We start from the raw sequence: 15,457 nt of genomic DNA, 5'->3' as shown, positions 1-15,457 counted from the left end.
CCGCCAGAGTCGTATGTTCCCCCTCACCCCAGCCCTCTCCCTCAAGGGAGAGGGGGTCGTTCGTGCAGGCATTATTTTTTGGGGAACCCTCAGCCCACAGGGAGAGGGCCGGGGTGAGGGCACCTAACCGCACCCCGCTTAAGGCTCCCCATACAGCCCAATCAGCCGCCGCACTACGCCGTTCGTCCAGCCAAAGCCGTCCTGAAGCGGGTACTCCCCACCCCCACCTTCACGCGGCGTGCTGCTGGCGATGTGGTACTTCTCAATCAGCTTGTGGTGCGTCTTGTAGAAGTGGTTCACCGTGTGCAGCCAGCTCCAGGCGATCTCGTCGCCCAGCGAGTCGTTGCCATACTGCTTGAACCCCTGAATCGCCATCCACTGCAGCGGTGCCCAGCCGTTGGGTTTATCCCACTGCTCGCCGGTTTCGTACTCGGTCGCCAGAATCCCGCCCGGCGTCAGCAGCCGCGCTTTCACCGCATCAGACACGCGTTCAGCCTGCTCATGAGTCGCCATCCCGACATACAGCGGCACGATGCTGGCCGCGGAGAAGAGGGCCATGACTTCGCGGCGCCAGTCGTAATCCCGATAGCAGCCATTCTCTTCATCCCATAGATAGCGGTTAACCGCCGCGCGGCGATCGCTGGCTTTCTGGCGGAACAGGTCGGCCGTCTCTTTATCTCCTTTCGATGCCGAGATATTGGCGATCGCGCTTTCCAGCTTGAACAGGAAGGCATTCAAATCGATAGGGATAAACTGGGTGGTGCGAATGCTGGCAAGCCTGCCCGGCTCGCGCAGCCAGCGGGAGGAGTAATCCCAGCCAGACGCCGCCCCGGCGCGTAAATCGCGGTAAACCTCATTCGGCGGACGGCCAGAGTGGCGCGCCGTCTCCACGTCCTCGATCCACGATTCGTCGCGCGGCGTGTCGCGGTCATCCCAGTAACGGTTAAGCAGTGAGCCATCCGGCATACGCACCGCGCTGCGGTAGGCCTGGTTAAGCAGCAGCGACTCGGCCCCGTCCATCCAGAAGGCGTGCTCCATCTTCAGGTGTTCAAGATAACGCTTCGCGCCGCGCACCCCGTCCTCCTCGAACAGCTCCACCATCAGGGCAAATACGGGCGGCTGGGAGCGGCTGAGATAGTAGGTACGGTTACCGTTCGGGATATGGCCGTAGCGTTCAATCAGCCACGCAAAGTTATCCGCCATACACTTCAGCAGATCGTTACGGCCACTCTCCGCCAGCCCCAGCATGGAGAAGTACGAATCCCAGTAGTACGTCTCGCTGAATCGTCCGCCGGGGACGATATACGCCTGCGGCAGCGCCAGCAGGGACGACCAGGGAATATGATCCTGCGGTTCGCGCGTCAGCACGGGCCACAGGTTATCAATGTGTTCTTTCAGGGAAAGACCGGGGTCGGAAACGTATTCTGTCCCGTAGGTTTCCGGCATCCAGAAGTGGTTCTCCACAAAGCGTGCCAGGTCAAAATCACGATGGCGACGCACTTTGCGGTAGCGGATCAGGATATCCAGCGGATCCATCTTCGGGGCGCAGTCGGGGAAGGTTTTGCTGTCGGCAAACAGCCTTGATGACTGCACGTGTTCGAACAGTTCAAGGTAGCGGTCGGCAGGCGTCAGGGCGTCGGAGGCCGGCAGCCCCTCGATCATTTCCGGTTCCGGCTCCGCCTCAATCATCTCATCCAGTTTCAACTCGCAGGGATCGGTCTCGTAGCGCAGCTCTTCTTCGATCCCGAATTCAATGTTCTCGGTAGCCTGTATCTTCTGGTTGAACATGGTGATAAGGACCTCCGGTTGTGTGTTCTTAAAGACAGGTTTTTCCGGGCGTCCTATAAGCGTAGACACTCGCTTCGGTAGAAGGGTAGGGATATGTGCGGTAGATCACTCTTTTCGGAGCATTCGTTTTGCAACGATTTATGAATGTTAAAAAAATGCCCCTCAGGAGAGGGGCATCAGGATTAACGCATGGTCACAAACTCTTCCGCCGCAGTTGGGTGGATCGCCACGGTGTTATCGAAATCTTTCTTCGTTGCGCCCATCTTCAGCGCCACCGCAAAGCCCTGCAGGATCTCGTCCATGCCGAAGCCGATGCCGTGGATACCGACAATCTTCTCTTCCGGGCCTACACACACCAGCTTCATGCGGCACGGCTGACGGTGAGAGGTGACGGCGGTGTACATCGCCGTAAACGCCGATTTATACACTTTCACCTGGTCGTCGCCGTACTGCTCGCGCGCCTGCGGCTCGGTTAAGCCGACGGTGCCAATTGGCGGGTGGCTGAAGACCACGGTTGGGATAAGGTTGTAATCCAGATGCTCGTCCGGCTTGTTGTTAAACAGGCGCTCGGAGAGACGACGGCCCGCCGCAACGGCAACCGGCGTAAGCTCAACGGCTCCGGTGTTATCGCCGACCGCGTAAATGCCAGGCACGCTGGTGTTCTGGAACTTATCAACGACGATGTAACCTTTATCGTTGGTTTTCACGCCCGTTACAGCCAGGTTGAAGTTATCGTTCGCCGGTTCACGACCGATCGCCCAGATCAGGCAGTCGACAGTCTGGCTGCGGCCATCTTCCAGCGCCAGGGTCAGGCTGCCGTCCGCATTTTTCACCACCGCTTTTGGTACGGCGTTGGTGTGCAGGGTCGGGCCTTCGGTGCTCATCACTTCAACCAGGGTATCGACAATCAGCGGGTCGAAGCTGCGCAGCGGTGCGTGTTTACGCACGAACAGGTGCGCCTCAGCGCCCAGCCCGTTAATCACGCCAGCCAGTTCCACCGCGATGTAACCCGCGCCCACGATGGCAACGCGTTTAGGCAGAGCAGGCAGCTCGAAGAAACCGTCGGAGTCGATACCGTATTCTGCACCTGGAATATTCGGGTGGCTCGGACGGCCGCCGGTGGCGATCAGGATGTGATCGGCAGTGATCGTCTCACCGTTCACTTCGATCGTTTTCGCGTCCACAAAGCGGGCGAAACCGCGGATCACGTCGACGTTATTTTTGCCCAGCACGTTGTCGTACGAGGTGTGAATGCGGTCGATGTAGGCGGTACGGCTGGCGATCAGCTTGTCCCAGTCGAAGTGGTTGATGGTGGTGTCAAAGCCATAATCCGGGCCGTACATATGGATAGCTTCACGGATTTGCGCGGCATGCCACATCACTTTTTTCGGTACACAACCCACGTTCACGCAGGTGCCGCCGAGTTCTTTGGCTTCAATCAGCGCACACTTCTGGCCGTACATGGCCGCACGGTTGATGGAGGCGATGCCGCCGCTGCCGCCGCCGATTGCGATGTAGTCATAATGCTTAGTCATAGCTTTTGTCCTTAATCGTGAATTGCCGCGATTGTATACCTGAAATCAATAGTTTCCACCGATGGCTGCGATTACTCTGGTACGATCCAACTGACGGTGGCGTGGCCCGTACCCGCTGGCACCAGCGTTTTGTGCAGCCACGGCAGCACGTTGTTCATCTGCGCTTCGAGCTTCCACGGCGGGTTGATCACAATCATGCCGGAAGCGGTCATGCCGCGCTGATCGCTGTCCGGGCGTACCGCCAGCTCAATCTGCAGGATTTTGCGGATGCCGGTCGCTTCCAGGTCTTTGATCATGCGCTTGATTTGCGCGCGCAGAACCACCGGATACCACAGGGCGTATGTCCCGGTGGCAAAGCGTTTGTAGCCTTCGTGGATGCCGGTCACCACCGCCTGATAGTCGGTTTTAATTTCGTAAGGTGGGTCGATCAGCACCAGGCCGCGACGGGAAACCGGCGGCAGCTTGGCTTTCAGCTGCTGGTAGCCGTCGGCTTTTTCCACGCGGGCGCGATTATCTTTCTGGAATTCAGAACGCAGCAGCGGGAAGTCGCTCGGGTGCAGCTCGGTTAACTGGATGCTGTCCTGCTCGCGCAGCAGCTGGCGGGCAATCAGCGGGGAGCCAGGGTAGTAGCGCAGCTGGCCGTTGCGGTTGAAGTGATTCACCACACCGATGTACGGCTCCAGTTCGGCAGGCAGATCGTCCTGCTGCCAGATGCGGGCGATGCCCTCAAGGTATTCACCGGTACGCTCGGCATGCTCACCGCTCAGCTGATAACGGCCCGCACCCGCATGGGTGTCGAGATAGAGAAACGGCTTCTCTTTCTCTTTGAGCGCTTCAATGATCAGGCTCTGAACGGTGTGTTTAAGGACGTCGGCGTGGTTGCCAGCGTGGAAGCTGTGGCGATAACTGAGCATGGATGAATGTGTTCCAGGTAGTAAACGTAGGCCCGATAAGCGTAGCGCCATCGGGCAAAAATAGAGCGTATCGCCACAGTATACAGAAAAGTTTCCACGGCCGCGAAAGCGCAACGTCCGGCATTGAAATCCTCTACACTTAACCCCATTACTGAAAACAATATGCCCAGCGCCGGATGCGCGCTTCATTCACCTATTTCAACAGGACAGCGTTTATGACCAATCCATTACTGACGCCTTTTTCGTTGCCGCCGTTTTCTAAAATCCTCCCTGAGCATGTGGTTCCAGCCGTTACGCAATCGCTGGACAACTGCCGCGCGGCGGTAGAAAACGTGGTTGCGCAGGGCGCGCCGTACACGTGGGAAAATCTGTGTCAGAAGCTTTCCGAAGTGGACGACGTGCTGGGGCGTATCTTCTCCCCGGTGAGCCACCTGAACTCGGTCAAAAACAGCCCGGAACTGCGCGAAGCCTACGAACAAACCCTGCCGCTGCTCTCTGAGTACAGCACCTGGGTCGGCCAGCACGAAGGACTTTACAAAGCCTACCGCGACCTGCGCGACGGCGACCACTATGCCGAACTGAACACGGCGCAGAAAAAATCGGTCGATAACGCGCTGCGTGACTTTGAGCTGTCCGGTATCGGTCTGCCAAAAGATAAACAGGTTCGCTACGGTGAAATTGCCGCGCGTCTGTCCGAGCTGGGCAACCAGTACAGCAACAACGTGCTCGACGCCACCATGGGCTGGACGAAGCTGATTACCGACGAAGCGGAGCTGGCGGGTATGCCGGAAAGCGTGCTGGCGGCGGCAAAAGCCCAGGCCGAAGCGAAAGAGCAGGACGGTTTCCTGTTAACGCTGGATATCCCAAGCTATCTGCCGGTGATGACCTACTGCGACAACCAGGCCCTGCGTGAAGAGATGTACCGCGCCTACAGCACTCGCGCCTCCGATCAGGGGCCGAATGCCGGTAAATGGGACAACAGCCCGGTGATGGCGGAAATCCTCGCGTTGCGCCACGAGCTGGCACAGCTGCTGGGCTTCGACAGCTACGCCGATAAATCCCTCGCCACCAAAATGGCGGAGAACCCGCAGCAGGTACTCGACTTCCTGACCGATCTGGCGAAACGCGCCCGTCCTCAGGGTGAGAAAGAGCTGGCCCAGCTGCGCGCCTTTGCGAAAGCGGAGTTCGGCGTGGACGAGCTGCAGCCGTGGGACATCGCTTACTACAGCGAAAAACAGAAACAGCACCTCTACAGCATCAGCGACGAGCAGCTGCGCCCGTACTTCCCGGAAAACAAAGCCGTTAACGGCCTGTTCGAAGTGGTGAAACGCATCTATGGCATCACCGCGAAAGAGCGTACCGATATCGACGTCTGGCATCCGGACGTGCGCTTCTTCGAACTGTATGACGAGAAAAACGAACTGCGCGGCAGCTTCTACCTTGACCTGTACGCGCGTGAGAACAAGCGCGGCGGGGCGTGGATGGACGACTGCGTGGGCCAGATGCGTAAAGCCGACGGCTCCCTGCAGAAGCCGGTCGCCTACCTGACCTGTAACTTCAACCGTCCGGTGAGCGGCAAGCCTGCGCTCTTCACCCACGATGAAGTGATTACCCTGTTCCACGAGTTCGGTCACGGTCTGCACCACATGCTGACCCGCATCGAAACCGCAGGCGTGGCGGGCATCAGCGGGGTGCCGTGGGATGCGGTCGAGCTGCCAAGCCAGTTTATGGAAAACTGGTGCTGGGAGCCGGACGCGCTGGCGTTTATCTCCGGCCACTATGAAACCGGCGAACCGCTGCCGAAGGAGCTGCTGGATAAAATGCTGGCGGCGAAAAACTACCAGGCGGCGATGTTCATCCTGCGTCAGCTGGAGTTCGGCCTGTTCGATTTCCGCCTGCACGCCGAGTTCAGCCCGGAGCAGGGAGCGAGAATCCTCGACACCCTGGCCGAGATCAAAAAGCAGGTTGCCGTTATTCCAGGGCCAACCTGGGGCCGCTTCCCGCATGCCTTCAGCCACATCTTTGCTGGCGGTTACGCGGCGGGCTACTACAGCTACCTGTGGGCCGACGTGCTGGCGGCGGATGCCTTCTCTCGCTTCGAAGAGGAGGGGATCTTCAACCGCGAAACCGGCCAGTCGTTCCTCGACAACATCCTGACCCGCGGCGGGTCTGAAGAGCCAATGGTGCTGTTCAAACGCTTCCGCGGCCGCGAGCCGCAGCTGGATGCGATGCTTGAGCATTACGGGATCAAAGGCTGATTGTTACGTGAAGATCTGCTTAGTAGATGAAACGGGCGCCGGAGACGGCGCCTTATCTGTTCTGGCGGCCCGATGGGGGCTGGAGCATGATGAAGAAAACCTGATGGCGCTGGTGATGACGCCGGAACACCTGGAGTTACGCAAGCGCGATGAACCGAAGCTCGGCGGGATTTTTGTCGACTTTGTCGGCGGCGCGATGGCGCACCGGCGCAAGTTCGGCGGCGGTCGCGGCGAGGCGGTGGCTAAAGCGATCGGCATCAAAGGGAGCTATCTTCCGGACGTGGTCGATGCCACGGCGGGGTTAGGGCGTGATGCCTTTGTGCTGGCGTCTGTCGGCTGTCACGTGCGGATGCTGGAGCGTAATCCGGTGGTCGCTGCGCTGCTCGACGACGGGCTGGCGCGAGGCTATGCGGACCCGGAAATCGGCTCGTGGCTGCAGGCGCGTTTGCAGCTGATTCACGCCTCCAGTCTGACGGCGCTGACCGATATCACCCCTCGCCCGCAGGTGGTCTATCTCGACCCGATGTTCCCGCATAAGCAGAAAAGCGCGCTGGTGAAGAAAGAGATGCGGGTGTTTCAGTCGCTGGTGGGGCCGGATTTAGATGCAGATGGCCTGCTGGAGCCTGCCCGTCAGCTTGCAACGAAGCGGGTGGTGGTGAAGCGCCCGGACTATGCGCCGCCGCTGGCGGATGTCGCCACGACCAATGCGGTGACCACCAAAGGGCACCGGTTTGATATTTATTCGGGAACGCCAGAATAAAAAAGCCGGGTGGCGGCTTCGCCTTACCCGGCCTACGTTCTCGATCTATCCCCTCTCCCTGTGGGAGAGGGTTAGGGTGAGGGGAATTTAACGCACTTACTCGTCTTCTTCGTCACGCAGCGGAACAATCAGCATATCCACATGAACGGTGTTAATCAGCTGGCGCGCTGAAGACATCAGCTTGCTCCAGAAGTCCTGATGGTGACCGCAAACCACCAGGTCCATGTCGTATTTCTTGATCGCATCAACCAGCACCTGGCCCAGGTCGCCGCTACCGCTCAGGGTTTCGGTGATTGGATAGCCCGCGTTGGTGGACAGTTCGCTCAGGGCATGGTGAGTCTCTTCGGAGATGCGTTTCTGCATATCGCCAAGATTTACGTCGATCAGACCGGTGTAAAGGTCGGAGTAGTTCACATCAACGTGAATCAGCGAAACTTTCGCGTTGTAGGGACGTGCCATGGATACCGCTTTATCTACCAGCACTTTGCTCTCCGGGGAGAGGTCTACCGCGATGAGAATGTGTTTGTAAGCCATAGTGTTACTCCTTCCTTAAGTTATCGATGACTAAATGAGAATGCCGTCGTCTGATACATTCATTACGGCCCAGTTAAACATATTTTTCAAGCTTTGGTGTTGATAACGATTAACCTTGTGGCAAAAAAATTAACGGATCTCCTACACTATTTAATGAACCGTTCGGATATTAAAACGCGAACCGGATCGACTTTTGGTCATTCTTTCACTGAACTGTCTGTCAGGGCATTGGAGTGCGGTAGCTCAGAAGCCTTGCTTCGTGGGCGGACGCCGGGGAGGATGTATGATTAGCACCGTCGCATTGTTTTGGGCGTTATGCGTAGTTTGCATAGTGAATATGGCGCGCTACTTCTCATCGTTACGTGCGCTGTTAGTAGTACTTCGTGGTTGCGATCCGTTGCTTTATCAGTATGTGGACGGTGGAGGATTCTTCACCTCGCATGGACAGCCCAGCAAACAGATGCGTCTGGTGGGATACATCTACTACCAGCGTTACCGCGATCATCACGATGAAGAGTTTATCCGTCGTTGCGAGCGTCTGCGTCGTCAGTTCATTTTGACCAGTGCCCTGTGCGGGCTGGTCGTGGTCAGTATGATTGCATTGATGATTTGGCACTGAGCATAAAAAAAGCGGGTCAGTTTCCTGACCCGCTTTTTTGTCGCCTTCAACCGATTAAATCAGCTTCAGCGAAATCCAGTACAAACCGCCAGACAGCAGGATGGATGCCGGGAGTGTAAACACCCAGGCCATCAGAATGTTGGTCACGGTTTTACGCTGCAGACCGCCGCCGTCAACAATCATGGTACCTGCCACGGACGAGGAGAGTACGTGGGTGGTGGATACTGGCATACCGGTGTAGCTCGCCAGACCGATAGAAACCGCCGCCGTCATCTGCGCAGACATACCCTGCGCATAGGTCATGCCTTTCTTACCGATCTTCTCGCCGATGGTGGTCGCCACACGACGCCAGCCAATCATTGTACCGATACCCAGTGCCAGCGCGACGGCCATGATGATCCAGATTGGCGCGTACTCAATGGTGTTGAGCATATCGCTTTTCAGTTTCTTCAGCAGACGTTTATCGTCAGCATTCACTTCTGGCAGCTTCGCGACTTTATCCGTCACGTCAGAGATGCAGAGCATGATGCGACGCAGCTGACCACGCTGTTCAACAGCCAGTTTGTCGTAGCTTTCGATGTCGCCCAGCATGCCTTTGGCACGTTCCAGCGCGTTAATCGCGTTTGCCGGATGGCAGTGGAACTCGCCCGGCGCGGTGGTGGCACCCGCTTCAGGAGACGGAATCAACTGGTCAACGCCGGTCGCTTTCTTCAACAGGGCAGGATGCTGCTGGAAGTACACTTCGACGTTGTTAATTGCATCACGGGTACGGGTGATTTCGTAACCGGAGGCGTTCATGTTGACCACGAAGCCAGCCGGTGCGACGCCAATCAGTACCAGCATCACCAGACCAATCCCTTTCTGACCATCGTTCGCGCCGTGAGAGAACGCCACGCCAATAGCGGAAATGATCAGCGCAATACGCGTCCAGAATGGCGGCTTTTTCTTGCCGTCTTTCTTCTCACGCTCTGCTGGCGTCAGGTGGATACGCGCACGTTTTTTCGTGTTGCTCCAGTAGCGACGCAGGATGAAAATTAATCCACCCGCAACCACCAGACCCACGATAGGAGAGATGATCAAAGAGCCGAAAATCCCCAACACTTTCGGGATGTTCAGCGCATCAACAACGGACGTCCCGGTCATCAGGGCATTGGTTAACCCGATACCGATAATCGCGCCGATGAGCGTGTGAGAACTGGATGCAGGCAGGCCGAAATACCAGGTACCGAGGTTCCAGATAATTGCAGCAAGCAGCATTGAGAACACCATAGCAAGGCCATGGCCAGAACTAACGTTGAGAAGCAGATCCGTTGGCAACATATGCACGATCGCATACGCAACGCTCAGTCCGCCCAGGAGGACACCAAAAAAGTTAAATACCGCCGCCATAACAACCGCAAGCTGCGATCGCATTGCGCGAGTGTAGATAACCGTTGCTACTGCGTTTGCAGTGTCGTGGAAGCCGTTGATCGCTTCGTAAAACAGTACAAAAACCAGAGCAAGCAATAATAAAAGCCCGGTATGTAAATCCAGGCCGGCAAACAAATGTAGCATAGGACGTTACGCCATTTTGAGGACATGAACGCGGCGCATTATCCAGGACAAATGCACGGCGGGCAAAGTGAAATATAGACTTTTTTTGACATACCACCTGATTTGGGAAAAGTGCCTGAAAGGATAATCTTTAAATATCAATGAAATGGCTTTGTAATATCTTTTTACGCTGGTGTGACCACAGAGGAAACTTTACAATCCGCGGCAGTTAACGAAGAGGATTTTGACGTGGAAAGGTTTGATGCCGTGGTAATTGGCGCCGGTGCGGCGGGTATGTTTTGTGCGGCAATGGCCGGACAGGCGGGTCGTCGCGTGCTGCTGCTGGATAACGGTAAAAAGCCAGGCCGTAAGATCCTGATGTCCGGCGGCGGGCGCTGCAACTTTACTAATCTGTATGTTGAACCCGCGGCCTATTTGAGCCAAAACCGTCATTTTTGCAAATCTGCGCTGGCGCGTTACACCCAGTGGGATTTTATCGATCTGGTGGGTAAGCACGGCATCGCGTGGCATGAGAAAACGCTGGGCCAGCTGTTCTGCGACGACTCCGCGCAGCAGATTGTCGATATGCTGGTGGCCGAGTGCGAGAAGGGTGGCGTGACGATGCGCCTGCGCACCGAAGTGCTGGAAGTCGCCCGCGACGAGCAGGGTTACAGGCTACAGCTCAACGGTGAAACCGTCAGCGCCGACAGCCTGGTGATCGCCAGCGGCGGCCTGTCGATGCCGGGCCTGGGCGCGTCCCCGTTCGGCTATAAAATTGCCGAACAGTTTGGCCTGAAAGTCTTGCCGACGCGTGCCGGTCTGGTGCCGTTCACGCTGCATAAACCGCTTCTGGAACAGCTCCAGACGCTTTCCGGCGTGTCCGTTCCCTCGGTCATTACCGCCGAAGACGGCACGGTGTTCCGCGAAAACCTGCTCTTTACCCATCGCGGCCTCTCCGGTCCGGCGGTGCTGCAAATCTCCAGCTACTGGCAGCCGGGGGAATTTGTGACGGTAAATCTGGTGCCGGACTGCGATCTGGACGCGTTCCTCAACGAGCAGCGTACCGCGCACCCGAATCAGAGCCTGAAAAATACCCTGGCGATGCAGCTGCCGAAGCGTCTGGTGGAGTGCCTGCAGGTGCTGGGGCAGATCCCCGATGTGTCGCTTAAGCAGCTAAACAGCCGCGAGCAGGACGCGCTGGTCGAGACGCTGACAGCCTGGCGCGTTCAGCCAAACGGCACCGAGGGCTACCGCACGGCGGAAGTGACGCTGGGCGGTGTCGATACGCACGAGCTTTCTTCGCGCACCATGGAAGCACGCAATGTTCCAGGGCTCTACTTCATAGGTGAAGTGATGGACGTCACCGGTTGGCTCGGCGGGTATAACTTCCAGTGGGCGTGGGCCAGCGCCTGGGCGTGCGCGCAGGCGCTGGCAGAGAAACCGTGACGGAAGGGCGTTTCGTGTCGTCCATTTTCGGGCTAGCGGCTGACGGTAAGCGTTCTTTCATCAGCCGTATTCATAACGTCTACAATATTTCTGGCCGCAACGGTTCCCATTTTTATATATGACGCTGCGCTGACGCCGCCAATATGCGGGGAGATAATGATGTTATCGACGCCCTGCCAGATGTGCGGCGCGGTCAGCGGTTCGCTGGTAAAGCTGTCCAGCCCCGCGCTGTGCAGTGTTCCATCCTTTAACGCTGCGAACAATGACCTGTCGTGAATCAAGCCGCCGCGTGCCGTGTTCACCAGGATAGCGTTTCGCTTAACGTGCGCGAGCGTCTCTGTATTGATCATGCCCCGATTCTCGTCGGTGAGCGGACAATGCAAAGAAATCACATCGGAGCGGGAAAGAAGGTCAGTCAAGGTATCAGTGCGCTCGCAGACGGAAGGCATTGATTTAGCGTAGGGATCGTAAGCCAGAACCCGCATACCAAAGACGTGACCCATATTCGCCACTCGCGAGCCAATCGCCCCCAGCCCGATCAGCCCCAGCGTTAGCCCTTCCAGTTCGATGGATTTATGCGTGGCCTTGTCCCAGTGCCCTTCGCGCAGTCGCGTGTCCAGGGACACCACGGATTTGGCGCAGGCGAGAATCAACGCCCAGGTGTGTTCGGCCACCGCCGCTGCGTTTGCCCCCGGCGCGGATCGGACGGCAATGTTACGCTCGGCCGCCGCCGCCTGGTCTATCACATCGATCCCGCTTCCGTGTTTGGAAATAACCTTCAGGGCAGGCGCAGCATCCATGATTTTCGCGGTTATCTTGCCGTAACGTACCAGTATTGCCACCGGGTTATGCTGCTCGCACAGCGCAATAAGCCCATCCTCCGTGGGCTGGCGACCCGCAAACACCACCTCAAAACCCTGCAACATTTCCATGGCCTGCTCCGCCAGGTCGCTTCCGGTAACAATGACTACCTTTTTGTTTGCCATTACAGCGTCTCCCCGTCCGCCAACATGCCCGCCTTGCGCAGCGCGTCGTTAAGCCAGTGTGGACGTAAATCTCCCTCGCGGATGGCGGCAAGACGTTTAGTCTCCATCTCCAGCTTTCCTTTTGCCAGGGCGATAATCTGCTGAACCTCATCGCGCGGGATCACCACCACGCCATCGATATCGGCTACCACTAAATCTCCGGCCTGTACCGTCGCGCCGGCAACGGAAATCGGATGGTTAACCCGGCCAGGAATAGACTTTGTCGGGCCGCAGGGATTCAGACCGGCAGAGAAAACGGGATAGTTACCCTTGCTCAGCGTGTCAGCGTCACGTACTGCTCCGTCGATGATGATCCCAGCAATCCCGCTCGCCTGGGCCTGGGTTGCCATAATTTCACCCAGTAGCGCACAGCTCAGATCGCCTTTTCCATCGACGACCAGAACATCCCCGGGTTGGGCAACCGCCATCGCGGCGTGAATGGCCAGATTATCTCCTGGCCGTACCTCAACGGTGACGGCCGGACCCGCAACGGCCATATGCGGTGCCAGCGGCTTGATGCGGCCATGGAGCGTGCCGCGGCGTCCGGCAACATCCGCGAGGATAGCTGCCTGATACTCTGCGGCCTGGCGCACCTCTTCAGCAGGAACGCGTTCGAAGTGGCGATTGATCGTTGGTTTTTCAGAAACGGACATGAATGCCTCCATATTGTTTTACTGTGTACAATTCAGGTGTACAATATGAAACAACTATAGCGGTGTTGCTTTCCTTTTAGCCAGACCCGAGAGGGGGTTTGTGATGTAAACACGAAGTGACTCACAAAATTTGAGGTACACTCACTGCCGGGCTGAAAAGGAGATAATGATGGGGAATGAAGGCGTTGTAGCGGTTGAAAAAGCGCTGGCTTTACTGGATTGCTTCCGTCCTGGCGATGAAAGCCTGACGCTGACCGCGCTGGCTCAGCTATCGGGTTATCATAAAACCACGGTTTACCGCTTGATGAATTCTCTTGAACGGATGAACTATGTCGTCAGGCATGATGACGGCAATTATGCGCTTGGCCCTCGTCTGCTTTACCTCGGTAAGCTGTATGAACAGTCTTTCCATCTTTCCAGGGTAGTTCAACCTGAGCTACAGGCTTTATCCCTGGCGTCTCAGGAGAGTGCCAGCTGGTATGTGTTAGAGGGCGGGCAACGTCTGTGCCTGTTTCGTGCTGAAGCCTCACATGGGCTTCGTCACAGCAATCTTCCCGGTACACAGTTCCCGCTGGACGATTCTGCCATCAGTCAGGTTCTGCGCCATTGGGGTCTCAATGAACGCCTGCCGGACGGTGAGCCTGCCGTTCCGCTCTACACTGCAGGTGCCCGCGATCCCCATACTGCTGCGTTTGCAATGCCGGTCTTCGGTGTTCACGACAAGTTGATTGCGGTGCTGGCGTTGACCGGGCCCATATCAAGATTGACAGAAGACCGCAGGGAGCAAGGTATCAGCCAGTTGATGCATGACACTGCCAGCCGCCTGTCACAGAAAATGGGGGCGAGTAAGCCCTTCTGCCAGCAGTTTTACGGTGAAACGAGCGATACAGCAGAAGAAAACCGTTAACGAAAAGCGGGACACGCGTCCCGCTTTTGTTATCGTTAATTTGTGACCTGCTTCTCGTGTAGCTGAGTATTGCGGGTCTGTCGGCCCATCATCAGCACCGCGATCCCCCCCGCCACACACAGCGCGGCCAGCGGAAGCATAGCCAGCGTATAACTGCCCGTCCGCTCATTGATAATGCCGTACGCATTTACCATAACTGCTCCGCCAATCAGGTTAGCGATGGCGCCAATCGCGGCGAGTCCTGCTGCCGCCGAGGTACTGCTCATCCAGCCGGACGCCAGCGCCCAGAAAGGCCCTTTCATTGAATAAGCGCCGATGAGCATGATGCTGAGAATAACAATGGTGGCAGCAAGGGAGGCGCTGACAAATGCGGCAAATACGCCTGCGGCAATCATGAAAAGCGTCAGCGCGGTATGCCAGCGGCGTTCGTTGGTTCGGTCAGAACTTCGTCCCCATACAATCATGAGTACGGATGCCAGACCGTACGGGATGGCGTTGAACAGGCCTGTCTCAAGATTATTGAGATGGAAGGATTTCAGCAGTTGAGGAGACCATACGCTGATGGTCGTGCCGGCAGACGATGCGCCAGCGTAAATCAGCGCCAGCAGCCAGATTTGGCGATGTTTCAATAACTGCCACGTCGTTTGATGTCCAATATTCTTTTGCTGATTGCGCTCGCTCTCCAGCGTGGTTTCCAGCCATTGCTTCTGCTCACTGCTGAGCCAGTTCGCCTGATGAGGGCGATCGCGGAGAATAAACCAGGCGGCAATGCCGAGCAGCACGGCGGGCAAACCTTCAATGATAAACAGCAGATGCCAGCCACGCAGACCCAGCCAGCCGTCCATGGACAGTATCAACCCGGAAAGCGGGGAGCCGATGAAGTTGGCGAGTGGGATGGCGACCATAAAGGAGGCAATAATGCGTGCGCGGTAACGGGAAGGGATCCACCAGGTCAGATAAAGCACGACGCCCGGGAAGAAGCCCGCCTCTGCGGCGCCGAGAAGGAAACGGACGATATAGAGCGACGTGGTGTTCTGGACCAGCGACATACACATGGACACAATGCCCCAGCTAATCATAATGCGCGGGATCCACAGCCGCGCGCCGACTTTTTGCATCGCCAGGTTGCTTGGCACTTCAAACAAAAAATAGGCCACAAAGTAAAGGCTGCTGGCGAAGCCAAATGCCGCTTTGCTGAGGCCAAGATCCTCATTCATCTGCAGCGAAGCCATGCCGATATTACCGCGATCGATAATGGAGATCAGATAGCTGACGATGAGAAACGGCAGGATACGCCAGATCACTTTCCGCATCGTCTCTTTTTCTATCTCCTCAGTGGCGGTTGCGCCATAACATGTTTGTTCTGTCATTGTGTCCTCGCAGGGTTTATTCTTTGTTTTATCAGGTACAACTCGGTTTTATTAAACAAAACCACTATAGCGACGATGCGTTATTTTTATCCAGTGAATGGAAGGTTTAAATTAT

Annotated in this window: 13 protein-coding genes; 5 read left to right on the top strand and 8 right to left on the bottom strand. The window is 56.8% G+C overall.

The genetic code is table 11. The features are described 5' to 3' along the window. Nucleotides 1-138: 138 nt before the first annotated feature. The 3 genes from HV355_RS10080 to HV355_RS10070 form a co-directional block, all read right to left on the bottom strand. Nucleotides 139-1,788 carry an alpha,alpha-trehalase gene (locus tag HV355_RS10080; RefSeq protein ID WP_089598696.1) on the bottom strand — a complete coding sequence of 550 codons (1,650 nt, stop codon included), beginning with the start codon at nt 1,786-1,788 and terminating at the stop codon, nt 139-141. A 182-nt stretch (nt 1,789-1,970) separates the two neighbouring features. Then, nucleotides 1,971-3,323 (bottom strand): glutathione-disulfide reductase, encoded by a 1,353-nt coding sequence (gorA, locus tag HV355_RS10075; protein ID WP_182401757.1) that lies wholly within the window; start codon nt 3,321-3,323, stop codon nt 1,971-1,973. Between the two features lie 71 nt (nt 3,324-3,394). Further along, nucleotides 3,395-4,237 carry a 23S rRNA (adenine(2030)-N(6))-methyltransferase RlmJ gene (locus HV355_RS10070; protein ID WP_108417662.1) on the bottom strand — a complete coding sequence of 281 codons (843 nt, stop codon included), beginning with the start codon at nt 4,235-4,237 and terminating at the stop codon, nt 3,395-3,397. A gap of 215 nt (nt 4,238-4,452) precedes the next feature. On the opposite strand from HV355_RS10070, the gene prlC reads away from it, so the two are divergent. Together prlC and rsmJ are read left to right on the top strand one after the other, a co-directional pair. Further along, the gene (prlC, locus tag HV355_RS10065) at nt 4,453-6,495 is read left to right on the top strand and encodes an oligopeptidase A (RefSeq protein ID WP_182401755.1); all 2,043 of its coding nucleotides are present in this window, start codon (nt 4,453-4,455) and stop codon (nt 6,493-6,495) included. Nucleotides 6,496-6,502: 7 nt separating this feature from the next. Beyond that, nucleotides 6,503-7,255 carry a 16S rRNA (guanine(1516)-N(2))-methyltransferase RsmJ gene (rsmJ, locus tag HV355_RS10060; protein ID WP_126816106.1) on the top strand — a complete coding sequence of 251 codons (753 nt, stop codon included), beginning with the start codon at nt 6,503-6,505 and terminating at the stop codon, nt 7,253-7,255. A gap of 96 nt (nt 7,256-7,351) precedes the next feature. Here rsmJ and uspA read toward each other — a convergent pair whose 3' ends face one another. After that, nucleotides 7,352-7,789 (bottom strand): universal stress protein UspA, encoded by a 438-nt coding sequence (uspA, locus tag HV355_RS10055; RefSeq protein WP_003861223.1) that lies wholly within the window; start codon nt 7,787-7,789, stop codon nt 7,352-7,354. A 283-nt stretch (nt 7,790-8,072) separates the two neighbouring features. Between uspA and uspB the strand changes: the two genes are divergently transcribed. After that, nucleotides 8,073-8,408, top strand: a complete 336-nt coding sequence (uspB, locus tag HV355_RS10050; protein ID WP_003861224.1) for a universal stress protein UspB — start codon at nt 8,073-8,075, stop codon at nt 8,406-8,408. A gap of 54 nt (nt 8,409-8,462) precedes the next feature. Here uspB and pitA read toward each other — a convergent pair whose 3' ends face one another. After that, nucleotides 8,463-9,962, bottom strand: coding sequence for an inorganic phosphate transporter PitA (gene pitA, locus HV355_RS10045; protein WP_042717227.1), 1,500 nt, complete (start codon nt 9,960-9,962; stop codon nt 8,463-8,465). A gap of 228 nt (nt 9,963-10,190) precedes the next feature. On the opposite strand from pitA, the gene HV355_RS10040 reads away from it, so the two are divergent. Next, a complete protein-coding gene (locus HV355_RS10040) occupies nt 10,191-11,387 on the top strand; it encodes an NAD(P)/FAD-dependent oxidoreductase (RefSeq protein WP_120159399.1) in 1,197 nt (398 codons plus the stop codon). 32 nt (nt 11,388-11,419) lie between these two features. Here the strand turns inward: HV355_RS10040 and HV355_RS10035 are convergent, their stop codons facing one another. Continuing rightward, a complete protein-coding gene (locus tag HV355_RS10035; RefSeq protein ID WP_126816104.1) occupies nt 11,420-12,373 on the bottom strand; it encodes an NAD(P)-dependent oxidoreductase in 954 nt (317 codons plus the stop codon). Beyond that, complete coding sequence (locus tag HV355_RS10030) at nt 12,373-13,065, bottom strand: methyltransferase (RefSeq protein WP_108417665.1); 693 nt, start codon at nt 13,063-13,065, stop codon at nt 12,373-12,375. The genes HV355_RS10035 and HV355_RS10030 overlap by 1 nt, the downstream gene beginning before the upstream one ends. A 169-nt stretch (nt 13,066-13,234) precedes the next feature. On the opposite strand from HV355_RS10030, the gene HV355_RS10025 reads away from it, so the two are divergent. Continuing rightward, nucleotides 13,235-13,972, top strand: a complete 738-nt coding sequence (locus tag HV355_RS10025) for an IclR family transcriptional regulator (protein WP_010436618.1) — start codon at nt 13,235-13,237, stop codon at nt 13,970-13,972. 35 nt (nt 13,973-14,007) lie between these two features. Here the strand turns inward: HV355_RS10025 and HV355_RS10020 are convergent, their stop codons facing one another. Then, nucleotides 14,008-15,342 (bottom strand): MFS transporter, encoded by a 1,335-nt coding sequence (locus HV355_RS10020; RefSeq protein WP_148401146.1) that lies wholly within the window; start codon nt 15,340-15,342, stop codon nt 14,008-14,010. Between the last annotated feature and the right edge of the window lie 115 nt (nt 15,343-15,457).

The sequence above is a fragment of the Enterobacter sp. RHBSTW-01064 genome, assembly GCF_014103035.1.
Lineage (GTDB): Bacteria > Pseudomonadota > Gammaproteobacteria > Enterobacterales > Enterobacteriaceae > Enterobacter > Enterobacter mori.
This window is presented reverse-complemented; position numbering and strand designations above follow the sequence as displayed.

Coding starts and splice junctions, on each gene's coding strand:
- HV355_RS10080 (WP_089598696.1), bottom strand. CDS start 1,788: ATGTTCAACCAGAAGATACAGGCTACCGAGAACATTGAATTCGGGATC.
- HV355_RS10035 (WP_126816104.1), bottom strand. CDS start 12,373: ATGGCAAACAAAAAGGTAGTCATTGTTACCGGAAGCGACCTGGCGGAG.
- HV355_RS10020 (WP_148401146.1), bottom strand. CDS start 15,342: ATGACAGAACAAACATGTTATGGCGCAACCGCCACTGAGGAGATAGAA.
- HV355_RS10070 (WP_108417662.1), bottom strand. CDS start 4,237: ATGCTCAGTTATCGCCACAGCTTCCACGCTGGCAACCACGCCGACGTC.
- uspB (WP_003861224.1), top strand. CDS start 8,073: ATGATTAGCACCGTCGCATTGTTTTGGGCGTTATGCGTAGTTTGCATA.
- uspA (WP_003861223.1), bottom strand. CDS start 7,789: ATGGCTTACAAACACATTCTCATCGCGGTAGACCTCTCCCCGGAGAGC.
- prlC (WP_182401755.1), top strand. CDS start 4,453: ATGACCAATCCATTACTGACGCCTTTTTCGTTGCCGCCGTTTTCTAAA.
- HV355_RS10030 (WP_108417665.1), bottom strand. CDS start 13,065: ATGTCCGTTTCTGAAAAACCAACGATCAATCGCCACTTCGAACGCGTT.
- gorA (WP_182401757.1), bottom strand. CDS start 3,323: ATGACTAAGCATTATGACTACATCGCAATCGGCGGCGGCAGCGGCGGC.
- HV355_RS10025 (WP_010436618.1), top strand. CDS start 13,235: ATGGGGAATGAAGGCGTTGTAGCGGTTGAAAAAGCGCTGGCTTTACTG.
- pitA (WP_042717227.1), bottom strand. CDS start 9,962: ATGCTACATTTGTTTGCCGGCCTGGATTTACATACCGGGCTTTTATTA.